Annotated in this window: 21 protein-coding genes; 16 read left to right on the forward strand and 5 right to left on the reverse strand. The window is 72.7% G+C overall.

The window, feature by feature from the left end:
* Positions 1 to 70: 70 nt before the first annotated feature.
* From ACQP1S_RS15690 to ACQP1S_RS15700, 3 genes are read left to right on the forward strand one after another with little or no spacing between them, the layout of a single operon-like run.
* Positions 71 to 1,213, forward strand: a complete 1,143-nt coding sequence (locus ACQP1S_RS15690) for an acyl-CoA dehydrogenase family protein (protein ID WP_432907392.1) — start codon at positions 71 to 73, stop codon at positions 1,211 to 1,213.
* A gap of 9 nt (positions 1,214 to 1,222) precedes the next feature.
* Complete coding sequence (locus ACQP1S_RS15695; RefSeq protein ID WP_432907395.1) at positions 1,223 to 1,438, forward strand: DUF433 domain-containing protein; 216 nt, start codon at positions 1,223 to 1,225, stop codon at positions 1,436 to 1,438.
* A gap of 59 nt (positions 1,439 to 1,497) precedes the next feature.
* Positions 1,498 to 1,989: an Lrp/AsnC family transcriptional regulator gene (locus ACQP1S_RS15700; protein ID WP_357776072.1), complete on the forward strand. Its 492-nt coding sequence runs from the start codon at positions 1,498 to 1,500 to the stop codon at positions 1,987 to 1,989.
* Between the two features lie 90 nt (positions 1,990 to 2,079).
* Here the strand turns inward: ACQP1S_RS15700 and ACQP1S_RS15705 are convergent, their stop codons facing one another.
* Together ACQP1S_RS15705 and ACQP1S_RS15710 are read right to left on the reverse strand one after the other, a co-directional pair.
* On the reverse strand, positions 2,080 to 2,646 hold the full coding sequence (locus tag ACQP1S_RS15705) for a histidine phosphatase family protein (protein ID WP_432907398.1): 567 nt from the start codon (positions 2,644 to 2,646) through the stop codon (positions 2,080 to 2,082).
* 153 nt (positions 2,647 to 2,799) lie between these two features.
* Positions 2,800 to 3,492, reverse strand: coding sequence for a TetR/AcrR family transcriptional regulator C-terminal domain-containing protein (locus ACQP1S_RS15710; protein ID WP_432907401.1), 693 nt, complete (start codon positions 3,490 to 3,492; stop codon positions 2,800 to 2,802).
* Between the two features lie 53 nt (positions 3,493 to 3,545).
* On the opposite strand from ACQP1S_RS15710, the gene ACQP1S_RS15715 reads away from it, so the two are divergent.
* The 3 genes from ACQP1S_RS15715 (at position 3,546) to ACQP1S_RS15725 (ending at position 5,491) form a co-directional block, all read left to right on the forward strand.
* Positions 3,546 to 4,664, forward strand: coding sequence for an FAD-dependent oxidoreductase (locus ACQP1S_RS15715; RefSeq protein ID WP_432907404.1), 1,119 nt, complete (start codon positions 3,546 to 3,548; stop codon positions 4,662 to 4,664).
* A 236-nt stretch (positions 4,665 to 4,900) separates the two neighbouring features.
* Positions 4,901 to 5,092, forward strand: a complete 192-nt coding sequence (locus ACQP1S_RS15720; RefSeq protein WP_091240203.1) for a CsbD family protein — start codon at positions 4,901 to 4,903, stop codon at positions 5,090 to 5,092.
* A gap of 63 nt (positions 5,093 to 5,155) precedes the next feature.
* Entirely contained in the window at positions 5,156 to 5,491 is a 336-nt protein-coding gene (locus ACQP1S_RS15725) for a YnfA family protein (protein WP_091240206.1), read from the forward strand.
* A 57-nt stretch (positions 5,492 to 5,548) separates the two neighbouring features.
* On the opposite strand, the gene ACQP1S_RS15730 is transcribed toward ACQP1S_RS15725, so the two are convergent.
* Positions 5,549 to 6,955 carry a KamA family radical SAM protein gene (locus ACQP1S_RS15730; protein ID WP_425413131.1) on the reverse strand — a complete coding sequence of 469 codons (1,407 nt, stop codon included), beginning with the start codon at positions 6,953 to 6,955 and terminating at the stop codon, positions 5,549 to 5,551.
* A gap of 114 nt (positions 6,956 to 7,069) precedes the next feature.
* Here ACQP1S_RS15730 and ACQP1S_RS15735 point away from each other — a divergent pair, with 114 nt between their 5' ends.
* The 9 genes from ACQP1S_RS15735 (at position 7,070) to ACQP1S_RS15775 (ending at position 17,507) form a co-directional block, all read left to right on the forward strand.
* Complete coding sequence (locus ACQP1S_RS15735) at positions 7,070 to 8,179, forward strand: zinc-binding alcohol dehydrogenase (RefSeq protein WP_432907409.1); 1,110 nt, start codon at positions 7,070 to 7,072, stop codon at positions 8,177 to 8,179.
* A gap of 5 nt (positions 8,180 to 8,184) precedes the next feature.
* Positions 8,185 to 9,750, forward strand: a complete 1,566-nt coding sequence (locus ACQP1S_RS15740; protein ID WP_432907411.1) for an amidohydrolase — start codon at positions 8,185 to 8,187, stop codon at positions 9,748 to 9,750.
* Positions 9,747 to 11,342, forward strand: a complete 1,596-nt coding sequence (locus ACQP1S_RS15745; protein WP_432907414.1) for a lysine 5,6-aminomutase subunit alpha — start codon at positions 9,747 to 9,749, stop codon at positions 11,340 to 11,342. The genes ACQP1S_RS15740 and ACQP1S_RS15745 overlap by 4 nt, the downstream gene beginning before the upstream one ends.
* Before the next feature lie 35 nt (positions 11,343 to 11,377).
* On the forward strand, positions 11,378 to 12,163 hold the full coding sequence (locus tag ACQP1S_RS15750; protein WP_432908069.1) for an OAM dimerization domain-containing protein: 786 nt from the start codon (positions 11,378 to 11,380) through the stop codon (positions 12,161 to 12,163).
* Positions 12,160 to 12,552 carry a hotdog domain-containing protein gene (locus ACQP1S_RS15755; protein WP_432907417.1) on the forward strand — a complete coding sequence of 131 codons (393 nt, stop codon included), beginning with the start codon at positions 12,160 to 12,162 and terminating at the stop codon, positions 12,550 to 12,552. Before ACQP1S_RS15750 ends, ACQP1S_RS15755 begins: the two co-directional genes overlap by 4 nt.
* Positions 12,549 to 13,898: a glutamate mutase L gene (locus tag ACQP1S_RS15760; protein ID WP_432907420.1), complete on the forward strand. Its 1,350-nt coding sequence runs from the start codon at positions 12,549 to 12,551 to the stop codon at positions 13,896 to 13,898. Before ACQP1S_RS15755 ends, ACQP1S_RS15760 begins: the two co-directional genes overlap by 4 nt.
* A gap of 619 nt (positions 13,899 to 14,517) precedes the next feature.
* Positions 14,518 to 16,083, forward strand: coding sequence for an apolipoprotein N-acyltransferase (gene lnt / locus ACQP1S_RS15765; protein ID WP_432908071.1), 1,566 nt, complete (start codon positions 14,518 to 14,520; stop codon positions 16,081 to 16,083).
* 23 nt (positions 16,084 to 16,106) lie between these two features.
* Positions 16,107 to 16,880, forward strand: a complete 774-nt coding sequence (locus ACQP1S_RS15770; protein ID WP_432907423.1) for a polyprenol monophosphomannose synthase — start codon at positions 16,107 to 16,109, stop codon at positions 16,878 to 16,880.
* Positions 16,881 to 16,976: 96 nt separating this feature from the next.
* Complete coding sequence (locus tag ACQP1S_RS15775; RefSeq protein WP_432907426.1) at positions 16,977 to 17,507, forward strand: FxsA family protein; 531 nt, start codon at positions 16,977 to 16,979, stop codon at positions 17,505 to 17,507.
* Positions 17,508 to 17,615: 108 nt separating this feature from the next.
* On the opposite strand, the gene ACQP1S_RS15780 is transcribed toward ACQP1S_RS15775, so the two are convergent.
* Positions 17,616 to 17,957 carry an RNA polymerase-binding protein RbpA gene (locus tag ACQP1S_RS15780; RefSeq protein ID WP_091240230.1) on the reverse strand — a complete coding sequence of 114 codons (342 nt, stop codon included), beginning with the start codon at positions 17,955 to 17,957 and terminating at the stop codon, positions 17,616 to 17,618.
* Positions 17,958 to 18,209: 252 nt separating this feature from the next.
* Here ACQP1S_RS15780 and ACQP1S_RS15785 point away from each other — a divergent pair, with 252 nt between their 5' ends.
* Positions 18,210 to 20,351, forward strand: coding sequence for a molybdopterin-containing oxidoreductase family protein (locus ACQP1S_RS15785; protein ID WP_432907429.1), 2,142 nt, complete (start codon positions 18,210 to 18,212; stop codon positions 20,349 to 20,351).
* On the opposite strand, the gene ACQP1S_RS15790 is transcribed toward ACQP1S_RS15785, so the two are convergent.
* On the reverse strand, positions 20,326 to 21,486 hold the full coding sequence (locus ACQP1S_RS15790) for a hypothetical protein (protein ID WP_432907432.1): 1,161 nt from the start codon (positions 21,484 to 21,486) through the stop codon (positions 20,326 to 20,328). The genes ACQP1S_RS15785 and ACQP1S_RS15790 overlap by 26 nt on opposite strands.
* Between the last annotated feature and the right edge of the window lie 9 nt (positions 21,487 to 21,495).

The following is a 21,495-nucleotide window of genomic DNA, read 5'->3' on the forward strand; positions in this document are numbered from 1 at the left end:
CCGTTAAGCTGACGGGGTGGCGCCCGACGACGGGCAACGGCTCACCACCACCCCTGGAGCTCATCGCGCTATGACTGTCGACCGGATCCTCCCCACCGACGAGGCCCACGACCTGCTCGCCCTCGCCACCGAACTCGCCGACCGGGAGCTCGCGCCGAGGGCCGCCGACTTCGAGGAGCGCGCCGAGTTCCCCCGGGAGGTGCTGCGCACCCTGGGCCGGGCCGGCCTGCTGGGTCTGCCGTACGCCGAGGAGCACGGCGGCGCCGCCCAGCCGTACGAGGTCTACCTCCAGGTGTTGGAGATCCTGGCCGGGCGCTGGCTCGCGGTCGCCGAGGCGGTCAGCGTGCACACCCTGTCCTGCTACCCGCTTGCCGAGTTCGGCACCGACGCCCAGCGCACACTGCTGCCGGACCTGCTGGGCGGGGAACTGCTCGGGGCGTACTGCCTCTCCGAGCCGCAGGGGGGCTCGGACGCGGCGTCGCTGACCACCAGGGCGGTCCGCGACGGCGACGACTACCGGGTCACCGGGGTCAAGGCGTGGATCACGCACGCCGGGGCGGCGGACTTCTACAACGTCTTCTGCCGCACCGGCGAACCGGGCCCGAAGGGCATCTCCTGCCTGCTGGCCGACCGCGGCACGCCGGGCATCGTGCCGCAGGCGGCCGAGCGGACCATGGGGCTGCGCTCCTCGCCGGTGGCGCAGGTCGCCTTCGATGACGCCCGGGTGCCGGCGGACCGGCTGATCGGCGGCGAGGGGGCGGGGTTCACCATCGCGATGTCCGCGCTGGACTCGGGGCGGCTCGGCATCGCCGCCTGTGCGGTCGGCCTGGCCCAGGCGGCGCTGGACTACGCCGTCGGTTACGCCCGGGAACGGCAGCAGTTCGGTCGGGCCATCATCGACTTCCAGGGGCTGGGCTTCCTGCTGGCCGACGCGGCCACTCAGATCTCCGCCGCCCGGGCGCTCACCCTGGCCGCCGCCCGGCTGCGCGACGCCGGCCGGTCGTACTCGATCGAGGCGGCCAAGGCGAAGCTGTTCGCCACCGACGTGGCGATGCGGGTGACCACCGACGCGGTGCAGGTGCTCGGCGGGGCCGGTTACGTCTCCGACCATCCGGTCGAGCGGTACATGCGCGAGGCGAAGGTGCTGCAGATCGTCGAGGGCACCAACCAGATCCAACGGCTGGTGATCTCCCGGGCGTTGGCGAAGGACTAGCCTGTGCCGGTGACCTTTCCCCGGATCACCATCGACCCCGAGGTGATGGGTGGCGCACCCTGCGTGCGGCAGTCCCGGATCCCGGTGGCGACCCTGCTGGCGATGCTGGCGGAGGGGATGTCGGTGACGGACATCCTCACCGATCTGCCCTTCCTCGACGAGGAGGATCTGGCCGAGGTGTTGAACTTCGCGGCGGACGCGGTGCGCGACCGGGCGGCCCGCTGAGCGTCACATCCGGCGGGACGTCGTCGCCAGGGGAGCGCTCCACCGGGTAGGTTGCACGCGTGGAGGAGATCGACCGTGCCATCGTCGCCGCGCTGACCGCCGACGGCCGCCTGTCGTACACGGACCTGGCGGAGAGGGTCGGCCTGTCGGTCTCGGCCGTGCACCAGCGGGTCCGCCGGCTGGAACAGCGCGGCGTGATCAACGGGTACACCGCCCGGGTGTCGTTCGAGGCGCTGGACCTGCCGATGACGGCGTTCGTCGCGATCCGGCCGTTCGACCCGTCCCAGCCGGACGACGCGCCGGAACGGCTGGCCCACCTGCCCGAGATCGACTCCTGCTACTCGGTGGCGGGGGAGGACTTCTATCTGCTCCTGGTGCGGGTGGCCGGGCCGGGCGACCTGGAACGGGTGCTCCAGGAGATCCGTACCGCCGCGAACGTCACCACCCGTACGACGGTGGTGTTGTCGACCCCGTACGAGGGTCGGCCCCCGAAGGTCACCGTCGGTGAGCTGCGGACCCGCGCCCGGGGCGGCGCGGAAGCGTCGGCCTGAATCCTGACCGGTGTCCTGCGGGCCCCCGGCCGAGGCCGTGGTCGACGGGGCTGCCGTCGACGACCCGACGGCGGTGACCGGGGGCCGTGCTCAGCGGCCGTTCCAGCGCAGGATCACCGGTCGGCCGTGTTCGTGGCCGAGCACGCTGACGGTGGCGGTGTCCAGGCGGAGTTTGCCGCCGCCCGCAGCGGGCAGGCCGATCCACCGGGCACCGACCACCCGCAGCTGGTGGGCGTGTCCGACCAGGCCCACGCTGCCCCGCTCCAGCAGCGGAGCGAGCCGGGCGAGCAGCCGGTCGACCCGGATGCCGATCTCGTCGGGGGACTCCCCGTCGGGGCAGCCGTCGGTCCAGATGTCCCAGTCCGGCCGGTCGGTGTGGATGTCGGCGGTGGTCCTGCCCTCGTACCGGCCGTAGTTCCACTCGACGAGGTCGTCGTCGGTGCGGTCGACGGTGAGGCCGGCGAGCTGCGCGGTGCGCAGCGCCCGTAGCCGGGGGCTGGCGAGCACGGTGGCGGGGGGCTGGCCGGCCAACACCCCGGCCAACGCACGGGCCTGCCGCTCGCCGTCGGGGGTCAGCTCCAGATCGGTGTACGAGGTGTGCTGCCGGCTGGCGCTCCACGTCGTCTCGCCGTGCCGGATCAGGATGATCTCGCTCATCTGCCCAGTCAACCAGCATCCGTCGGCACCGGCCCGGCCGCGCCCGCAGTTTCCGGCGGAGGGACGCCGATCCGTTTCCTCCTGGTGCAGGTGGCCGGCACCGCAGAGCGTTCCGTCGTTCTCCGGGTTCCTACCGGTGGCGGGAGGGGATCGTCACCCCGCCGGTCGGGCGAGTTTGGCGGCCACGGCGTCGAGGACCCAGTCCAGGCCGGTCGCGAAGGAGACCTCGGCGGCCACCTCCGTGCCGTCGTGCACGGCCCTGCTCAGCGCCGGGAAGCGGCCGGTGGCCAACATCTTCGTCACGTGCGGGCCGGAGGCACGCTGCCAGTCGCGCGTGGACAGGCCGGTGGCGCGTTCGGCCCGCAGGTCGGCGACCTCGCGCCTGATCGCGCCGGTGAAGTAGGCGCTGACCGTCTCCACGGCGCGCATGACGGTGTCGACGTCGGCGAGGCCGTCGAGGGCGGCCAGCGTGGCCTCGGTGACGGCGAGGCTGTTCGGGCCCAGGGCCGGGCGGCCGCCGAGCAGGTCGGCCAGCCATTCGTGCCGCAGCGCGGCCTGCCTGGTGCGGTGGGCGAGGCCGCGCAGCGCCTCCCGCCAGTCACCGGGCCGCTCCCCGGGAACGATCTCGGCGTACACCTCGTCCACCATGAGGTCGAACAGTTGGTCCTTGGTGGAGATGTAGCCGTACAGCCGCATCGGGCCGGCGTTCAGCCGGGCGGCGACCTTGCGCACCGACACCGCCGCCAGCCCGCCCTCGTCGGCCAGCGCGATGGCGGCGGCGATGATCGACCCCCGGTCGAGCGGCACGGGGGGATGCGGCGGCTCAGGCCGGTCCCAGACGCTCATGATCACTCCCTGTCGTTGCGCTGCATTGTACCGGCGCTATACGGTGTATCGCCATGAGACATCGTATAGCTGTGGTCGGCGGCGGCCCGGGGGGTCTGACCTTCGCCCGGGTCCTGCACCGTCACGGCCACCCCGTCGCCGTCCTCGAACGCGATCCCGCACCCGAGGCCCGGCCGCCGGGCGGGACGCTGGACCTGCACGAGGGGTTGGGTCAGCTGGCCCTGGACAAGGCGGGGTTGCTGGCGGAGTTCCAGGCGCTGTCCCGTCCCGAAGGGCAGGCGATGCGCATCCTGGACGCGGCGGGGACCGTGCTGCGGGACTGGCGGCCCGCTCCGGACGAGCGGGCCAACCCCGAGATCGACCGCGGGCAACTGCGGGACCTGCTGCTCGGCTCCCTCGACGTGCGGTGGGGGCGGGCGGTGACGCGGGTGGTGCCGGTGCCGGGGGAGGGCGTCCTGGTGCATTTCGCCGACGGGCGGCCGGAGACGTTCGATCTCGTGGTGGGCGCGGACGGCGCCTGGTCCCGGGTCCGTCCGGCGGTCTCGCCGGTGACGCCGCAGTACACCGGCGTCACCTCGGTGGAGACCTCCCTCGACGACGTCGACATCCGTCACCCTGACCTCGCCCGGCTGATCGGCGACGGTTCGGTGTCCGTGTTCGGCGTGAACCGGTCTCTCGTCGCCCAACGCAACAGCGGCGGTCACGTCAAGGTGTACGCCAGGCTCCGCGCGCCGCTGGACTGGCACGCGCACCTGGACCTGACCGACGTCGAGGCCACGCGATCCGGTCTGCTGGCGCTGTTCGACGGCTGGGCCGCTCCCGTGCGCGACCTGCTCGGCCACGGCACCGCCTTCGCCCACCGACCCGTGTACGTCCTACCCGGGTCCCACACCTGGGCCCACGTCCGGGGGGTGACGCTACTGGGCGACGCCGCCCACCTGATGCCGCCGTTGGGGGCAGGCGCGAACCTCGCGATGCTGGACGGTGCCGAGCTGGCGGAGGCCATCGCCGCTGACCCGGAGAATCTGGACGAGGCAGTCCGTGCCTTCGAGGAACAGATGTGGGCCCGGGCCGCCAGCTGGTCGAGGATCACGACCGCCGGTCTGGAACGCCTGGTGAGCCCGGACCCCGCCGAAGCCCTCGCCCTCTTCGACCAGGTCCAGCCCTCCTGATCGCCGGCAGCAGGGTGCCGCGGCGTACGGGGTCGCGTGGCGATCGCGACCGCCCGGTCGGTCAGCTCCGCAGCCAGCTTGCCGCCTATTGTCCTAGGATGCCTAACAGGTGGTGTGCCCCGGCACACCACGGACATCAGCGCCTACGGCGCAAGTTCGTTTCGGGCCGGACAGAACGGGGACCCCATGTATCCGGGGCCGACGCCCCGGATACCGCCGGAGCGACAGGAGGCGACATGAGCTTCACCGACAAGGCGAAGAACAAGGCCCAGGAGCTGACCGGCGCTGCGAAGGAACGAATCGGCGACGTCACCGACAACGAGCGGATGCGGGCCGAGGGCGCCACCGAGCAGAGCGAGGCGAAGGCCCGGCAGGCCGGTGAGCACGTCAAGGACGCCGGCCGTGACGTCAAGGACGCCATGCGCTGAGCAACGTCGCCGCAGCGGATGGCCCCTGGAACGCCCGGGGGCCATCCGCGTTAGCGTGCGGTCATGCTGGTCGCCCGTTCGCTGGTGTTGTTCGTCCTGGCCGCACTCGCCGAGATCGGTGGCGCATGGCTGATCTGGCAGGGCTGGCGGGAGCACCGCGGGCTGTGGTGGATCGCCGGCGGCGTGGTCGCGCTGGGCGGGTACGGCTTCGTGGCGACGTTCCAGCCGGACGCCCACTTCGGCCGGATCCTGGCCGCGTACGGCGGGGTCTTCGTGGCGGGCTCGCTGGCCTGGGGAATGCTGGTGGACGGTTTCCGGCCGGACCGGTGGGACCTGACGGGCGCGGCGATCTGCCTACTCGGCGTCGCCGTGATCATGTACGCCCCGCGCGGGGCGTGACGCCCGCTGCCCCCGTGAACGGTGGGGTCACGGGGGCAGCGGGGTAACGGCGTGGGGTCAGTCGTCGCGGTGTGCGGCCCACCACTGCTGGCCGGTCTCGGGGAGGGTGTCGATCGGGTCGTAGTAGGCGTAGCGCTTGTTGAGCGCCTCCAGGTCGGCCGACTCGATGGAGGTGCGGTAGTTCTTGGTCCAGTAGGAGATGCCGCGCTCCCGGTCGTACTCGGTGAGCATGTGCACCCAGCGCTTGCCGACGAAGGGGACGTCGCAGACGATCCGGGGGGTGGCGTAGCCGGGCAGGTAGCCCATGATGTCGTGCTGGAGCTGCTGGGCGTGCCAGACCGGGACCCGCCAGTGTTCGGCGTTGGGGATCATGTCGCACATGTAGAAGTAGTAGGGCAGGATGCCGGCTTCGCCTTGGAGGGCGAAGCAGAGGTCGAGCAGGTCCGGGGCGGTGGCGTTGACGCCGCGCATGAGCACGCCCTGGTTGCGGACGTCGCGGACGCCGACGTCGAGGGCGGTCTGGGTGGCCCTGGCGACCAGCGGGGTGATCGACTGGGCGTGGTTGACGTGGGTGTGGATGGCCAGGTTGACGCCGCGGCGGGCGGCGGTGCGGGCGACCCGTTCCAGGCCCTCGACGACGTCGTTCTGGAGCCAGTGCTGGGGGAGGCCCATCAGGGCCTTGGTGGCGAGCCGGATGTCGCGGACGGTTTCCAGTTCGAGCAGCCGCATGAGGTACGACTCAAGGTTGCGCCAGGGGACGTTGGCCACGTCGCCGCCGGAGACGACCACGTCGCGGACGCCGGGGTGGGCCTTGAGGTAGCTGATGTGGGCGTCGTAGCGGTCGACGGGCTTGAGGGTGAGCTTGAGCTTGTCGACGGCGGGGGTGGAGTTGCCGACCAGGTCCATCCGGGTGCAGTGCCCGCAGTACTGGGGGCAGGTGGAGAGCAGCTCGGCGAGGACCTTGGTGGGGTAGCGGTGGGTGAGGCCCTCGGCGACCCACATGTCGTGTTCGTGGAGTGAGTCGCGGCTGGCGTAGGGGTGCGACGGCCAGTCGGTGCGCCGGTCGGCGGCGACGGGGATCATGTAGCGCCGGATGGGGTCGGCGCGGAACGCCTCGGTGGTCATCGGGGCGAACGGCACCATCGTGTTGATCATCTGGGGTGGCACCAGCATCGACATGGTGGCCAGGGCCTGCTGGTCGGCGACCAGGTCGGCGTAGAAGGTCTCGTCGACGGTGTCGCCGAGGACGGCGCGCAGCTGCTTGATGTTCTTGACGCAGTTGACGCGTTGCCACTGGGCGTTCTCCCACTGCTCGCGGGTGATGTGACGCCAGCCGGGGAAGCGGGTCCAGTCGGGTTCGACCAGGGGGCTGCGGCGGTATTCGTAGGGCTGTCCGGCGGTCGGCACGGTGACCGGGGCGGGGCGGGGCCCAGGGATGGTCGCCATCGGTTGGGTCTGGGTCACGGCCCCTCCTCGTGGTGTGCGTGGCCGGGGTGACCGGCGAGCGGTGATCGGCAGATTCGAAGGCTACTGGAAAATATCCGGCGAAGAAATTAGTCTGCCGTAAGTTTTCCCGCGATGCGAGTCCTGGCCGGGGCTTCGGGCGGTGGAGAGGGGGAGGTTGGTGTGACATCACCGGTGGGCCTGCACCGCGTCGTGGAACCGGCGGGGGTGCTGCCGCAGGCGGCCTGGCGGCTGGACGCCGACCCCCGGATCGCCCCGAACGAGGTGCGCATCCGGGTCGAGCGGCTGAATCTCGACGCGGCGAGCTTCCGGCAGTTGGCCGAGAAGCACGGCGGGGACGGTGCGAAGGTCCGCGCCGAGGTGCTGGAGATCGTGTCGACCCGGGGCAAGATGCAGAATCCGGTGACCGGGTCGGGTGGGATGCTGATCGGCACCGTGGAGGAGGTCGGTCGCCGGTCACCGCTGGGGTTGTCGGTGGGTGACCGGGTGGCGACGCTGGTGTCGTTGACGTTGACGCCGTTGACCATCCTCGACGGGTTGGCCCGTTGGGACGGGCGCAGCGAGCAGGTGCCGTGCGACGGGTACGCGATCCTGTTCGCCCGGTCCATCGCGGCGGTGCTGCCGGCGGATCTGCATCCGGAGTTGGCGCTGGCGGTGCTGGACGTGTGTGGGGCGCCGGCGTTGACCGCCCGGGTGGTCGCCGAGCAGGTGGCGCGGCGGGAACGCGCCGGTGACCGGTCGGCGGTGACGGTGGCGGTGATCGGTGGGGGCGGTAAGAGCGGGTCGTTGTCGTTGGCGGCGGCTCGGCGGGCGGGCGCGGGTCGTACCGTCGGGGTGGTGCCGGTGGCGGCGGAGCGGGACGCGCTGGTGGCGGCCGGTCTGGCGTCGGTGGTGGCGTTGGCCGATGCCCGGGATCCGGTGGGGTTGTCGTCGGCGGTGACCACGGCGTTGGGTGGGCCGGCGGACGTGACGGTGGTGTGCGTGGACGTGCCGGGGTGTGAGCACGGGGCGGTGTTGGCCACGGCGGACGGCGGCACGGTGATCTTCTTCTCGATGGCGACGAGTTTCGCGGCGGCGGCGTTGGGTGCGGAGGGGCTGGCGGCGGACGTGACGATGCTGGTGGGCAACGGTTACGTGCCGGGGCACGCGGACCTGGCGTTGGGGTTGTTGCGCGCGGAGCCGGGGGTACGTGGTCTCTTCGAGTCCCGGTTGGCGGCAGACTGAGTGCCATGACGAACCCCTCGACGTTGTACCGCGGTGGAGTGCTGCACTGTCCGGCGGAGCCGAGCGCGACGGCGCTGTTGGTGCGGGACGGGCGGATCGCCTGGTTGGGTGGTGACGCGGATGCGCCGGCTGCCGATCGGGTGGTGGAGTTGGACGGGGCGTTGGTGACGCCGGCGTTCGTGGACGCGCACGTGCACGCCACGGACACCGGGTTGGTGTTGTCGGGCCTGGATCTGTCGTCGGTGCGGTCGGCGGGGGAGTTGCTGGCGTCGGTGTCGGCGTTCGCGGCGGGTCGGCCGGGTGACGCGGTGGTGTTGGGGCACGGCTGGGACGAGTCGACGTGGGTGGATCCGCGGCTGCCGGGGGCGGTGGAGCTGGATCGGGCGGCGGGTGGCCGGCGGGTGTACCTGTCGCAGGCGTCGATCCATTCGGCGTTGGTGTCGCAGGCGTTGCTGGCGGCGTGTCCGGAGGCGGCGGGGGTGCCGGGTTTCGACGCGTCGGGGTGGTTGCGGCGGGACGCGCACCATGTGGTGCGGGTGGCGGCGCAGGGTTCGGTGGGTCTGGCGCAGCGGGTGGCGGCGCAGCGGGTGGCGTTGGCGCATGCGGCGTCGTTGGGGATCGCGGCGGTGCACGAGTGTGGTGGTCCGCAGATTTCCGACGAGGAGGACTTCACCGGGTTGTTGGCGTTGTCGGGTGCGGGGTTGCCGGAGGTGTACGGGTACTGGGGTGAGTTGTCGGGGGCGGCGCGGGCCCGGGAGTTGGGTGCGGTGGGTGCGGGTGGTGATCTGTTCGCGGACGGGGCGTTGGGGTCGCGGACGGCGCACGTGTCGCGGGACTACGTCGACGGTGAGGGTTGCGGGCACGGTTATCTGAACGCTGTTCAGGTGCGTGACCATCTGGTGGATTGTGCGGCGCACGGGATACAGGGCGGGTTCCATGCGATCGGGGATGCGGCGATCTCGACGGTGTTGGAGGGGTTCGCGGCGGCGGCGGCGGTGTTGGGGACGGATCGGGTGCGGGCGGCCCGGCACCGGGTGGAGCACGCGGAGATCATGAGTAAGCGGTTGATCGCGGGGTTCGTGGAGTACGGGGTGGTGGCGAGCATGCAGCCGGCGTTCGACCGGTTGTGGGGCGGTGCGGGTCGGATGTACGAGTCGCGGCTGGGTCTGGCCCGGTCGTTGGAGTCGAATCCGATGGGGGCGATGCACGGTGTGGGGGTGGCGTTGGCGTTCGGGTCGGATTCGCCGGTGACGCCGTTGGATCCGTGGGGGTCGGTGCGGGCGGCGGCGGCGCATCACAGTGCGGCGCAGCGGATGAGTGTGCGGGCGGCGTTCGCGGCGCACACCCGGGGCGGGTGGCGGGCGGTGCATCTGGACAACGAGGGTGTGCTCGCGTTGGGGGCGCCGGCGACGTTCGCGGTGTGGGCCACCCCGGTGGGGGTGGAGCGGGGGTTGCCGGTGTTGCAGGCCGATGATCCGGAGTTGCGGGGGCCGTCGGATCCGACGCCGTTGCCGGTGTGTCGGCGCACGGTGTTGCGCGGTGAGGTCATCTATGAGGAAGGCATTTCGTGAGCGAGCGATCCATCGGTACGGCGCGGCAGGGCGGGTCGGGCAAGCTTGGTCTTGATCCGGTGTTGGTGGGGCGGGCGCGGGAGTTGGCGCGTCGGGCCGGGCAGCCGGTGGTGGATCTGGCGCGTAGTCACACGACGGTGTCGGTGGAGCGGGCGGTGTTGCGGCTGGCCGGGGTGTCGGGTGCGGATCCGGATGGGATTCCGTGGGTGAACCGGTTGGTGGATGCGGTGGTGGCGGATGTCGGTCTGGGTCACGGGGTGGCGTTGCCGGTGTTCGACGCGCTGGTCCGGGAGGGTGTCCCGGATGTGACGTTGTTGGCGCAGAAGGCGGCGGCGGGGTCGGTGCGGTTCGTGGTGCCGTCGGGGAAGGCGGCGACGGCGGCGCGGCGGGCGTCGCGCCGGGCGGTGGCGGCGGGTGTGCGGCAGGTGGATCGGCGGCGGGCGGAGCGGGAGCGCCTCGTCCGGCGGTACGGGGATCCGAAGCGGCGGCCGTGGATCTATCTGATCGTGGCGACCGGGGACATCTATGAGGACATTCCGCAGGCGCAGGCGGCGGCGCGGGCGGGTGCGGACGTGATCGCGGTGATCCGGTCGACGGGGCAGTCGTTGTTGGATTATGTGCCGGAGGGGGCGACCCGGGAGGGGTTCGCGGGGACGTACGCGACGCAGGAGAACTTCCGGTTGATGCGGGCGGCGTTGGATGAGACGTCGAAGGAGTTGGGCCGCTATGTGCGGTTGACGAATTACGCGTCGGGGTTGTGTATGCCGGAGATGGCGACGTTGGCCGGTCTGGAGCGGCTGGACATGATGCTCAACGATTCGATGTACGGGATTCTGTTCCGGGACATCAATCCGATTCGGACGTTCGTGGACCAGCGGTTTTCGCGGCAGGTGCACGCGCGGGCGGGGATCATCATCAACACCGGTGAGGACAACTATCTGACCACGGCGGATGCGGTGGACGAGGCGCACACGGTGACGGTGTCGCAGTTGCTCAACGAGTTCTTCGCGCATGAGGCGGGGTTGGCGGACTGGCAGTTGGGTCTGGGGCACGCGTTCGAGATCAACCCGGATGTGCCGGAGTCGTTCCGGTTGGAGTTGGCGCACGCGTTGTTGGCGCGGGAGTTGTTTCCGGATGCGCCGTTGAAGTGGATGCCGCCGACGAAGCACATGACGGGGGACGTGTTCCGGGGGAATCTGTTGGACGGGTTCTTCAATCTGGTGGGCGCGATGACGGGGCAGGGGATCCTGTTGGTGGGGATGATGACGGAGGCGGTGGTGACGCCGTGGTTGTCGGATCGGGACATCGCCCTGCAGAACGTGCGGTACGTGTTGGGTGCGGCGGGTGGGTTGCACGAGGATTTCGTGCCGGCGCCGGGTGGGTTCATCCAGCAGCGGGCGCAGCGGGTGCTGGGTGAGGCGGTGGATCTGCTGGAGCGGATCGGGGACCAGTCGTTGTTGACGGCGATCGCCGAGGGCACGTTCGGCATCATGAAGCGGCCGGCGGACCGGGGTAAGGGGCTGGCGGGGGTGGCGCGGCACGAGGCGGCCTACTACAACCCGGCGACGGAGATCCTGGAGCAGGTGGCATGAGCGGGCGCACCGAGCGGAGCGAGGGTCGCGAGAGCATGACCGGCGAGCCCGGCGTGGGCGTCGTGGAGTCCGGTGGGAAGCGGGTGGTCCGGCCGTACGGGGACACCACCGGTGACGGGATGGTGCAGGTGTCGTTCACGTTGCCGGTGCCGCATGACAAGCGGGCCGAGGGTGCGGCGGTGCAGTTGGCGAACCGGATGGGTATCGATCCGGCGATGCTGGTGCACGCGAAGCCGATGAGTGACGGGTTCACCTTCTTCGTGGTGTACGGGCGGGTGAACCATCTGGTGGACCTGGATCGGGTGCAGGTGGTGGAGCGGGACTTTCCGTTGCTGGGCGCCAAGGAGGTCAATGCGGTGGTGAAGCAGCGGTTGCGCCGGAAGTTGTCGGTGGTGGGGGCGTGTATCGGCACGGACGCGCACACGGTCGGTATCGACGCGATCCTGAATGTGAAGGGCATCGCGGGGGAGAAGGGTCTGGAGTATTACCGGGAGTTGAAGGTGACCAATCTGGGTGCGCAGGTCAGTGTGCCGGAGTTGGTGGAGGCGGCCCGGCGGGAGCGGGCGGATGCGGTCCTGGTGTCGCAGGTGGTGACGCAGCGTGATGCGCATCTGCACAACACGCGGGAGATGTCGGCGGCGTTCCGGGAGGCGTTGCCGGCGGGGAAGCGGCCGTTGCTGATCGTGGGTGGGCCGCGGTTCGACGAGAAGATGACCGCCGAGTTGGGGGTGGACCGGATCTTCGGTCGGGGGACCACGCCGGGTGAGGTGGCGTCGTATCTGGTGCATGCGTTGGTGACGGACAGGAAGGCGAGGGTATGAGTGACTCCCGGGTCGGGTTGACGGTGACGCACCGGCGGTACGTGCCGTATGCGCACGCCCATTACGCGGGGAACCTGGTGGACGGGGCGTACGCGTTGGGGTTGTTCGGGGATGTGGCGACGGAGGTGTGTATCCGTACCGATGGGGACGAGGGGTTGTTCGCGTCGTACGCGGAGGTGCAGTTCCTGGCGGCGGTGCGGGCGGGTGACGTGGTGGAGGTGACGGCGACGGTGGTGCGGGTGGGCACCCGGAGCCGGACGATCGACTTCGTGGCGCGGGTGGTGTGTCGGGGGCGGCCGGAGCGGGGTGGGTCGGCGGCGGAGGTGTTGGCGGAGCCGGTGGTGGCGGTGACGGCGACGGGCACCGTGGTCGTTCCCGGGGCGGCGTGAGTCTGGTGGTCTGCGCCGACGTCGGGTCGACCTGGACGAAGGCGGCGGTGGTGGACCTGGACGAGGGGCGGTTGGTGGGGGCGTCGTCGGCGCCGACGACGGTCGGCACGGATGTGCTGCACGGTCTGGACGCGGCGGTCGGCGTGGCGGTGGGCCGCGCGGGCGTCACGGCAGACCCCCACCGCCTGCCGTGGTACGTGTGTTCGTCGGCCGGGGGTGGGTTGCGGCTGGCGGTGGTGGGTTACGAGCCGTTGGTGACCGCGCAGGCGGGGCGGCGGGTGGGGTTGTCGGCGGGGGCGAACGTGGTGCACGTGGCGGCGGGCCGGTTGGCGGCGGGGGATCTGGCGGCGATGCGGGCGGCCCGACCGGACGTGGTGTTGCTGGTCGGTGGCACCGACGGTGGGGATGTCGACACGGTGACGCACAACGCGACCCGGTTGGCGCGGGCCCGGTGGCGGGTGCCGGTGGTGTTGGCCGGCAACGTCGATGTCCGGGACGGGTTGCGGGAGGTGTTGGCGGCGGCGGGGGTGCCGGTGACGGTGGCGGACAACGTGTTGCCCCGGATCGGGGTGTTGGCCCCGGCGTCGGCGCGGGCGGCGATCCGGGAGGTGTTCCTGCGGCACGTCATCGGGGGCAAGCGGTTGTCGCGGGGGTCCCGGTTCGCCCGGTTGGTGCGGGCGGCCACCCCCGATGCGGTGTTGACCGGGGTGGAGGTCCTCGGCGACGTGGTGGGTGGGGATCTGGCGGTGGTGGACGTGGGTGGGGCGACGACCGACGTGTATTCGGTGCTGACGCCGGACGAGCGGGCCGGTGGGCCGGGTGGGGAGGTGGCCGGGGTGTTGTGGCGGGCCCGCACCGTGGAGGGTGATCTGGGGATGCGGTGGAGCGCGCCGGGGGTGGTGCGGGCGGCGGTGCAGGAGCGGCTGCTCGATGCGGCCGGGCAGGAGGCGTTGGCGGCGGCGGCGGCGGTACGGGCGGCTGATCCGGGGTTCCTGCCGGCCGACGGGGAGGGTCTGGCGGTGGACGGGCGGATCGCGGCGTTGGCGGCGACGGTGGCGTTGCGGCGGCATGCCCGGGGTGCGGCGACGGGGGAGCGGGCCGGTCGGGATCTGCGGGATGTGCGGCTGCTGGTGGGTTCCGGTGGTGTGTTGCGTCACGCGCAGGCCGGTGCGGCGGTGGGGGTGTTGACGCAGGTGCTCACCGATCATGCCGGGGGGTGGCCGTTGCCGCGGGCGGCACGGCCGGTGGTGGACGTGGACTACGTGCTGGCCGCCGGTGGGTTGCTCGCCGGGGAGCATCCGGTGGCGGCGGGGGCGTTGCTGGGTCGGCATCTCGGTGGGGAGTGAGCCGCGCGCCGACGCGACACGCCGGGTTGGTGGGTGCGACTGGCCGGGGGTGGGTTGACAGCGGCGGGGGTGTAGGCCGTACCGTCTTTGAGTCCTACTACGGGAAGCGGCTGTTGTTCGCTTCGTCCCTTCGTCCGCTGGCCGAGCGACATTGTTGGTGCGTCTCGTCGCGGCGGCCAGGTCCAGCGGGCGGGGGTCGGCGGGGCGGCGCGAACCGGCCGCGGTTACCGGTGTACGGGCAGGGTGAGGGGTACGGCCAGTAGACAACGGCCGGGCGGGGGCAGCCAGTCCACCGTCAGGTCGGTCCGAAGGTCGGCGCCGCTCATTCTCGCCCCACCGGCCGGGAAGGGCCTGGGAGCATCGGGGCGCGGCTTAGGCCGCGCCCCGATTTTGTGTCCTCCCGTGGTGTCCCGCTACCGGTGTTTGTTTAGCCGGTGGCGCGGTGCGGTCCGGCCTTCGGTGGGCGCGGTGGTGGTTGGTCGGGCCGCCCATCCGTTGCCTGTGGCGGCGGCCCCTGCTCGGTGGTTCCGGGGTGTCGGGGTGGGGCGGGTAGCCTTCGGCCCGTGATCGTGGTGAGGTGCCGGTGACGACGCTCGACCGGGATGAGACGCGTACCCCGATGGTGGTGCGGGCGACCAGTGGGCCGTTGCCGTTGCGGGTGGCGGTGCCGGTGGCGGTGGCGGCCGGGGTGGCGCTGTTGGTGGCGTTCCCGCCGTACGGGTGGTGGCCGTTGGCGCCGGTGGGGGTGGCCGGGTTGGCGGTGGCGGCGCACCGGCGGCGGCTGCGCGCCGGTGCCGGGTTGGGGTTCCTGACCGGGGTGGCGTTGTTCGCCCCGTTGTTGGCGTGGACCAACCTGCACACCGGTTTGTTGCCGTGGGTGTTGCTGTCGTTGTTGCAGGCCGGCTACCTGGCGGTGCTGGGGGCGGCGACGGCGTGGGTGTCGCCGGTGGTGGACCGGTGGCGGTGGGCGTGGCCGGCGGTGACCGGGGTGTTGTGGGTGGGGCAGGAGGCGCTGCGCGACCGGACGCCGTTCGGGGGGTTCCCGTGGGGGCGGTTGGCGTTCAGCCAGGATGCGTCGCCGTTGCTGGGGTGGGCGTGGCTCGGTGGTGCTCCGCTGGTGACCGGGGTGGCGGCGGTGGCCGGCGGGTTGCTGGTGGTGGGGTGGTGGCGGCGGTGGCCGGGTCCGGACGGGGTGTGGCGGCCGGTGGCCGGGGTCGCGGTCGGGTTGTTGTTGCTGGTCGGGGTGGGGGTGGCGGTGCCCACCGGTGCCCTCGGCGGCGGCCGGTCTTTACAGGTGGCGATCGTGCAGGGCAACGTGCCGCGGTTGGGCCTGGATTTCAACGCCCAGCGGCAGGCGGTGCTCAACAATCACGTCGATGCGACGGTGACGTTGGCCGGGCAGGTCGCCAGCGGGGCCGTGCCGCGTCCCGACCTGGTGGTGTGGCCGGAGAACTCCTCGGACATCGATCCGTTGCGCAATGCCGCCGCCGGGGCACGGATCTCCGAGGCCGCTGACGCGATCGGTGCGCCGATCCTGGTCGGTGCGGTGCTCGCCGGTCCCGGTGCCGGTGAGGTCCGCAACGCCGGCATCCTGTGGCGGCCCGGCACCGGCCCGGATCTGACCCAGCTGTACACCAAGCGGCATCCGGTGCCGTTCGCCGAGTACGTGCCGATGCGGTCGCTGGCCCGGAAGGTGTCGTCGCAGGTCGACCGGGTGCGCGCCGACTTCGTGGCGGGGACGACCCCGGGGGTGGTCGACGCGGGCGCGGTGGTGCTCGGTGACGTGATCTGCTTCGAGGTCGCCTACGACGGCCTGGTGCGGGACACCGTCGACGGTGGGGCGCAGCTGCTGGTGGTGCAGACGAACAATGCGACCTTCGACGTGGCGGAGGCCCGACAGCAGTTGGCGATGGTGCGGTTGCGGGCGGTGGAGCACGGTCGTGCGGCGTTGATGGCCTCGACGGTCGGGGTGTCCGGGTTCGTCGCCCCGGACGGGCGGGTAAGCGACGCCACCGGGTTCAACACCCGGGCGGTGGTGGTGCGGCAGGTGACGCTCTCCGACGGGCGGACCCCGGCCACCCGGGCCGGGAGGTGGCCGGAGTTGGCGTTGGCGGGCCTGGCGGTGGCGGCGTTGGCCGTCGCGGGGGTGCTGCGCCGTCGACGGGAGGTCACCGCCGCCGCTTGAGCTGGCAGGAACGGGGGAGAGGCGTGGGTGAGGCAGTCGCGGGGCAGCCGGGGGTGGGTCGGGTGCTGGTGGTGATTCCCACCTACAACGAGGCCGACAACGTTGCCGACGTGGTGGCCCGGGTCCGCCGGGCGGCTCCGGCGGTGGACGTGCTGGTCGCCGACGACAACAGTCCCGACGGTACGGGGGTGCTGGCCGATGCGATGGCCGCCACCGACGGGCAGGTGCACGTGCTGCACCGGCCCGGCAAGGAGGGGTTGGGTGCGGCGTACCTGGCCGGGTTCGGGTGGGCGCGGCAGCGCGGCTACGACGCGGTGGTGGAGATGGACGCCGACGGGTCGCACGCCCCGGAGGATCTGCCCGCCCTGCTGGCTGCGGCCCGTGACGCGGATGTGGTGATCGGGTCGCGGTGGGTGGGTGGGGCGCGGGTGGTGAACTGGCCGTGGCGGCGGTTGGTGCTGTCGCGGTGCGGGAACCTGTACGCGCGGTTGGCGTTGGGGATGCCGGTGTCGGATGCCACCGGTGGTTTCCGGGTGTACCGGTTGTCGGCGTTGCGGGCGATGCGCCTGGAGTCGGTGTGTTCGCAGGGGTATTCGTTCCAGGTGGAGTTGTCGCGGTTGGCGTACCGGGCGGGCGTGCGGATCGTGGAGGTGCCGATCACGTTCGTCGAGCGGGAGCGGGGGGCCAGCAAGATGAGCCCGTTGATCGTGGCCGAGGCGTTGTGGCGGATCACCACCTGGGGGTTGCGGGACCGGCGGCCGGGTCGACGGCGTCGCGGTCATGACCGGTGGCCGTGACGTGGGGCGTGGCATGCTGGAGGGGCGGTCCTGTCGCCCCGGGTTCTGTCCGGCCGGTGGTGGTGAGCGGGTGCCGCGCGATGCGGATGAGGTGAGATGCGCCGATACCTGAGGTTCGTGCCACCGGCCCTGCTGCTGGCGGTGGTGGCGGAGTTGGCGGTGTTCATCGGGGTGGGCCGGGCCGTCGGGTTCGGCACGGCGGTGCTGCTGGTGTTCGCCGCGTCCCTGGTGGGTCTGGTGTTGCTGCGCCGGGAGGGGATGCGCGCCTGGCGGGGTTTCCGCACGTCGGTGGAGTCCCGGCAGCCGCCGGGCCGGCAGGTGACCGACGGTCTGGTCGGGTTGGCCGGCGCGTTGCTGCTGGCGATCCCGGGCCTGCTCAGCGGGGTGGTGGGGCTGGTGCTGGTGGTGCCGCCGGTGCGCCGGTTGGTCCGGTCCGGGGTGCAGCGGGCCACCGAGCGGCGGGTGTCGTCGATGGTGGCCGGTGACCTGTTCGGCCCGCGTACGGTGCGGGTGCGTCGGGGTGACCCGGCGGCGTCGCCGCCGGTCGACGGTGACGTGGTGGCCCCGCCGGTGGTCGACGAGGGGCAGGCCATCGAGGGTGAGATCGTGGAGCCCCGCCGGCCCTGACCGGCCGGCGGTCCCGCGTGCGGGGCTGCCGCCGACGGTGACGAAGCGGTGGTGACGCGTGACGGCGCCCCCGGGAGCTTCTCCCGGGGGCGCCGTCGTTGCGGTACGTCAGGCGCGACCGCGGCGGGTGCGGACCTCCTGGAGCCGTTCGGCGAGGATGTCCTCCAGTTCGGCGATGGAGCGCCGTTCCAGCAGCATGTCCCAGTGGGTGCGCGGCGGCTTGGCCTTCTTCTGCTCCGGTTCGGTGCCGTCGACGAGCCGGGCGACACTGCCGTCGAACTTGCACTCCCAGGTGCTGGGGACCTCGGCGTCGACGGCGAAGGGGACCTCGAACTGGTGGCCCTTGGCGCAGAGGTACTCGCGGGTCTGGCGCGGCGCGAGCTCCGTGTTGCGGTCGGATTCGTAGCTGACCGCGCCCAGACGGCTTCCGCGCAGCATGCGCTCGCCCATGATCGACTTCCCCTCGCTCGTGGTGCTGGTCTTCCGGTGTAACGGCCGGTCACCGCCGGGGCATTCCCGCCCGACGGGTGGGACGACCCCCGCAAGGGTAGCCGGCCACCACACCGACCCGGCGGGTTCGTTTCCGGCCGGGTCGACATCGGTGCCGTGTCTCGGTGTGCACCGCGATGGTAACCGCCGCCGGGGGTTGCCGCGCCGACGACGGGCCATGCGGCGGCGGCCGGTGGCGATAGCATCCGCGGCATGGCCACCACCGTGCATCCCGGCGCGTGCCCCCTGGATTGTCCGGATACCTGTGTCTGGCAGCTCACCGTCACCGACGGACGGCCGGTGGCGCTGCGCGGTGATCCGGGGCACCCGTTCACCCGGGGCGCGCTGTGCGGCAAGGTCAACCGTTACCTCGACGCGGTCACCGGGCCCGACCGGCTGACCACCCCCCTGGTGCGGGTCGGCCCCAAGGGGGTCGGGCCGGTGTCGTACCGGCCGGCGAGCTGGGACGAGGCGGTACGTCGGGTCGCCGGCGGGTTGCGCGCCAGCATCGACATCAACGGCCCGGAGTCGGTCCTGCCGTACTACTTCGCCGGCACAATGGGGTTGGTGCAGGGCTGGACGATGGGTCCCCGGCTCTTCGCCCACCTGGGGGCGTCCCGGTTGCGCACCACCATCTGCACCGCCGCCTCCCGGGCCGCCCTGGGTTCGGTCTACGGCGGGTCCGTCGGCTTCGAACCGGAGTCGGTGGTCGAGGCGAAACTGATCGTCCTGTGGGGGGCGAACCTGCTCTCCACCAATCTGCACCACTGGCCGTTCGTGCGGGAGGCCCAGCAGCGTGGCGCGTACGTCGTCACCATCGACCCGCTGCGTACCGACACCGCAGCCCGCAGCGACGCGCACGTGGCGCCGCTGCCCGGCACCGACGCCGCCCTCGCCCTGGGGTTGATGCGGCACGTGCGGGACCTCGGTGGTGTCGACCGGCCGTGGCTCGCCGCGCACACCGTCGGCTGGGAGCGGCTGGAGGCCCGCCTGGACGAGTGGCCGGTGGACCGCGCCGCCGCCGAGTGCGGCCTCGACGTCGACGTGGTGCGCCGCCTCGGCGAGCGGATCGCCACCACCCGGCCCACCGCCATCCGGATCGGGCTCGGCCTGCAACGGCACGCCGGGGCCGGGCAGGCGGTCCGGGCCATCGCGTCGATCCCCCTGGTCACCGGCGATTTCCGGTATCCCGGTGGTGGGGCGTTGGCCACCACCAGCGGGCACCACCGCATCGACTCCGACCGGGTGGCCCGGCCCGCCGGGATGCCCGCCCCACCGGCCCGGTCGATCAACATGAGTCGGCTCGCCGCCGCGCTCACCGGGGAGGCGGACCCGCCGGTCACCGCGTTGGTGGTCTTCGACACCAACCCCGTCGCGACCGTGCCCGACCAGAACCGGCTGCGTCAGGGGCTGACCCGCGCCGACCTGTTCACCGTGGTGCTGGAGCAACGCTGGACCGACACCTGCGACTTCGCCGACGTGGTGCTGCCGGCCACCATGCAGCCCGAACACCTCGACCTGCACACCTCCTACGGTCACCACTACACCACCCTGAATCTGCCGGTGCTCGACCCGCCGGGGCAGGCGCTGCCCAACACCGAGATCTTCCGGCGGATCGCCGCCGCCCTCGGGCTGGACCATCCCCGGTTGCGCGACAGCGACGAGGAGTTGGCCCGGCAACTGCTCGACGGCACCGGGGTCAGCTACGAGGAGTTGACCCGCCGCACGTACGCGCGGGCCACCGGGGTGGCGGTGGGCTCCGCCCCGTACGCGCAGGGCGGGTTCCCCAGCCTCGACGGGCGGGCCCGGTTCCACGACCCGCGGCTGACCGCGCAGGGCGTCGACCCGTTGGTCGGCTACACCCCGCCGGTCGAGGTGGGGGACGCGACGTTGGCCCGCCGGTTCCCCCTGGCGTTGATCTCCCCGGCGGGTCGGTTCTTCCTCAACTCGACGTTCGCGTCGCTGCCCTGGCACCGGGGCCGCACCGGCCCGCCCCGCATCCACCTGCATCCCGTCGACGCCGCCGCCCGGGGCCTGGTCGACGGTGACCCGGCGCGGGTGCACAACGACCGGGGGGAGTTCCTGGCCACCGTCGCCGTGGACGACGCCACCCGCCCCGGGCTGGCGTTCACCTACAAGGCGTACTGGGCGCGGTTGAGTCCCGGCGGCAGCACCGTCAACGCGGTCACCGGGGTCCGCGACACCGACCTCGGTGGTGGGCCGACGTTCCACGACACCCGGGTCGAGGTGCAGGCCGCCCCGGCGGACCTGCTGTCGGCGGACGGCGCGGGGCGACCGGCGCCGACCCCACCGCGCCGTCGGGGTCGCCTCAGCCCGGCTGACCGGTGCCACTGAGCCGGGCCAACGCGGTGGCCAGGTCGCTGACCTGGTCGGCGAGCTGACCGGCCCGTCGGTGGGCGGCGTCGCGGTCGGCCTGCGCCGCCGGCAGCAGCCGGTCCAGTTCGGCCAGCCGGGCCCGGTCGGCGGCGGCCGCCCGGTGCGCCTGCGTCACCTGGTCCTGGGTGCGGGTCAGTTCGGCGGTCAGCGCGTCCACCCGGGCCAGGGCCGCGGCCACGTCCTCGGCGGCGCGGGCGGTCGACGCGGCGGTCTCCTGCCGGGCGGCGTCGGCGGCGTCCCGCGCGGCGGCGGCATCCCGCTGGGCCGCCTCGGCGGTCGCCTCGGCCCGCCGGGCCTGCTGCGCGGCGCTGTCGGCCCGGGTGCGGGCGGCCGCCGCGTCGGCGCGGGCCTGTCGGGTCTCCTCCCGGGCGGCGGTGGCGTCGGCGGCGGCCCGCTGCGCGTCGGCCTGTTGCCGGGCGGCGTCGGCGCGGGCGGCGTCGCGTTCGGCGGTCAGGTCGGCGGCGCGCTGCCGCTCGGTGTCGCGTTCGCCGCGCAGGGTCCGCAGTTCGTGGCGGGCGGCGTCGCGGTCCCGTTCGGCCTGCACCCGTAGCGCCTGCGCGGCGCTGGCGTCGCGGCGGGCCGCGTCGGCGGCCGTGTCGGCCTGCCCGGCCCGTTCCTGCGCGGCGGCGGCGTCGGCGTCGGCCTGCACCGCACGGGCCTGCGCCGCGTCGGCGGCGGCGGTCGCGGCCCGGGTCTCCTGCCGGGCCCGGGCGGTTTCGGCGGCGGCCGTCTCGGCGGCCTCGCGGGCCTCGTCGCGGGCGGTGTGGGCCTGGGCGATCTCGGTGGCGGCGTCGGCGCGGGCCTGGGCGAGTTGCCGTTCCACGCCGACCGGGGACAACTCGGCGTGCAGCGCCTCGGTGAGGGTCTCCACCACCTGGTCGAGCCGGTCGACGGCCTCCCAGGTGCGGGCCACCTGGCCGGGCAGGCCGGGGGCGTTGCGGTGGCGCATCCGGGAGTTGCGCGACGCGCGCTGGCAGGCGCCGTCGTTGTCCCGGCAGTAGCGGAACGGGCGTCCCGCGCCGGCACGTTGCGGCACGTCACGTCCACAGTGCGCGCAGGGACGCAGGTCGGTGGGGGAGGGCTGCGGGTCCATCGACGGGGA

The organism is Micromonospora matsumotoense (assembly GCF_050951065.1).
GTDB classification, from domain to species: Bacteria; Actinomycetota; Actinomycetes; order Mycobacteriales; family Micromonosporaceae; genus Micromonospora; species Micromonospora matsumotoensis.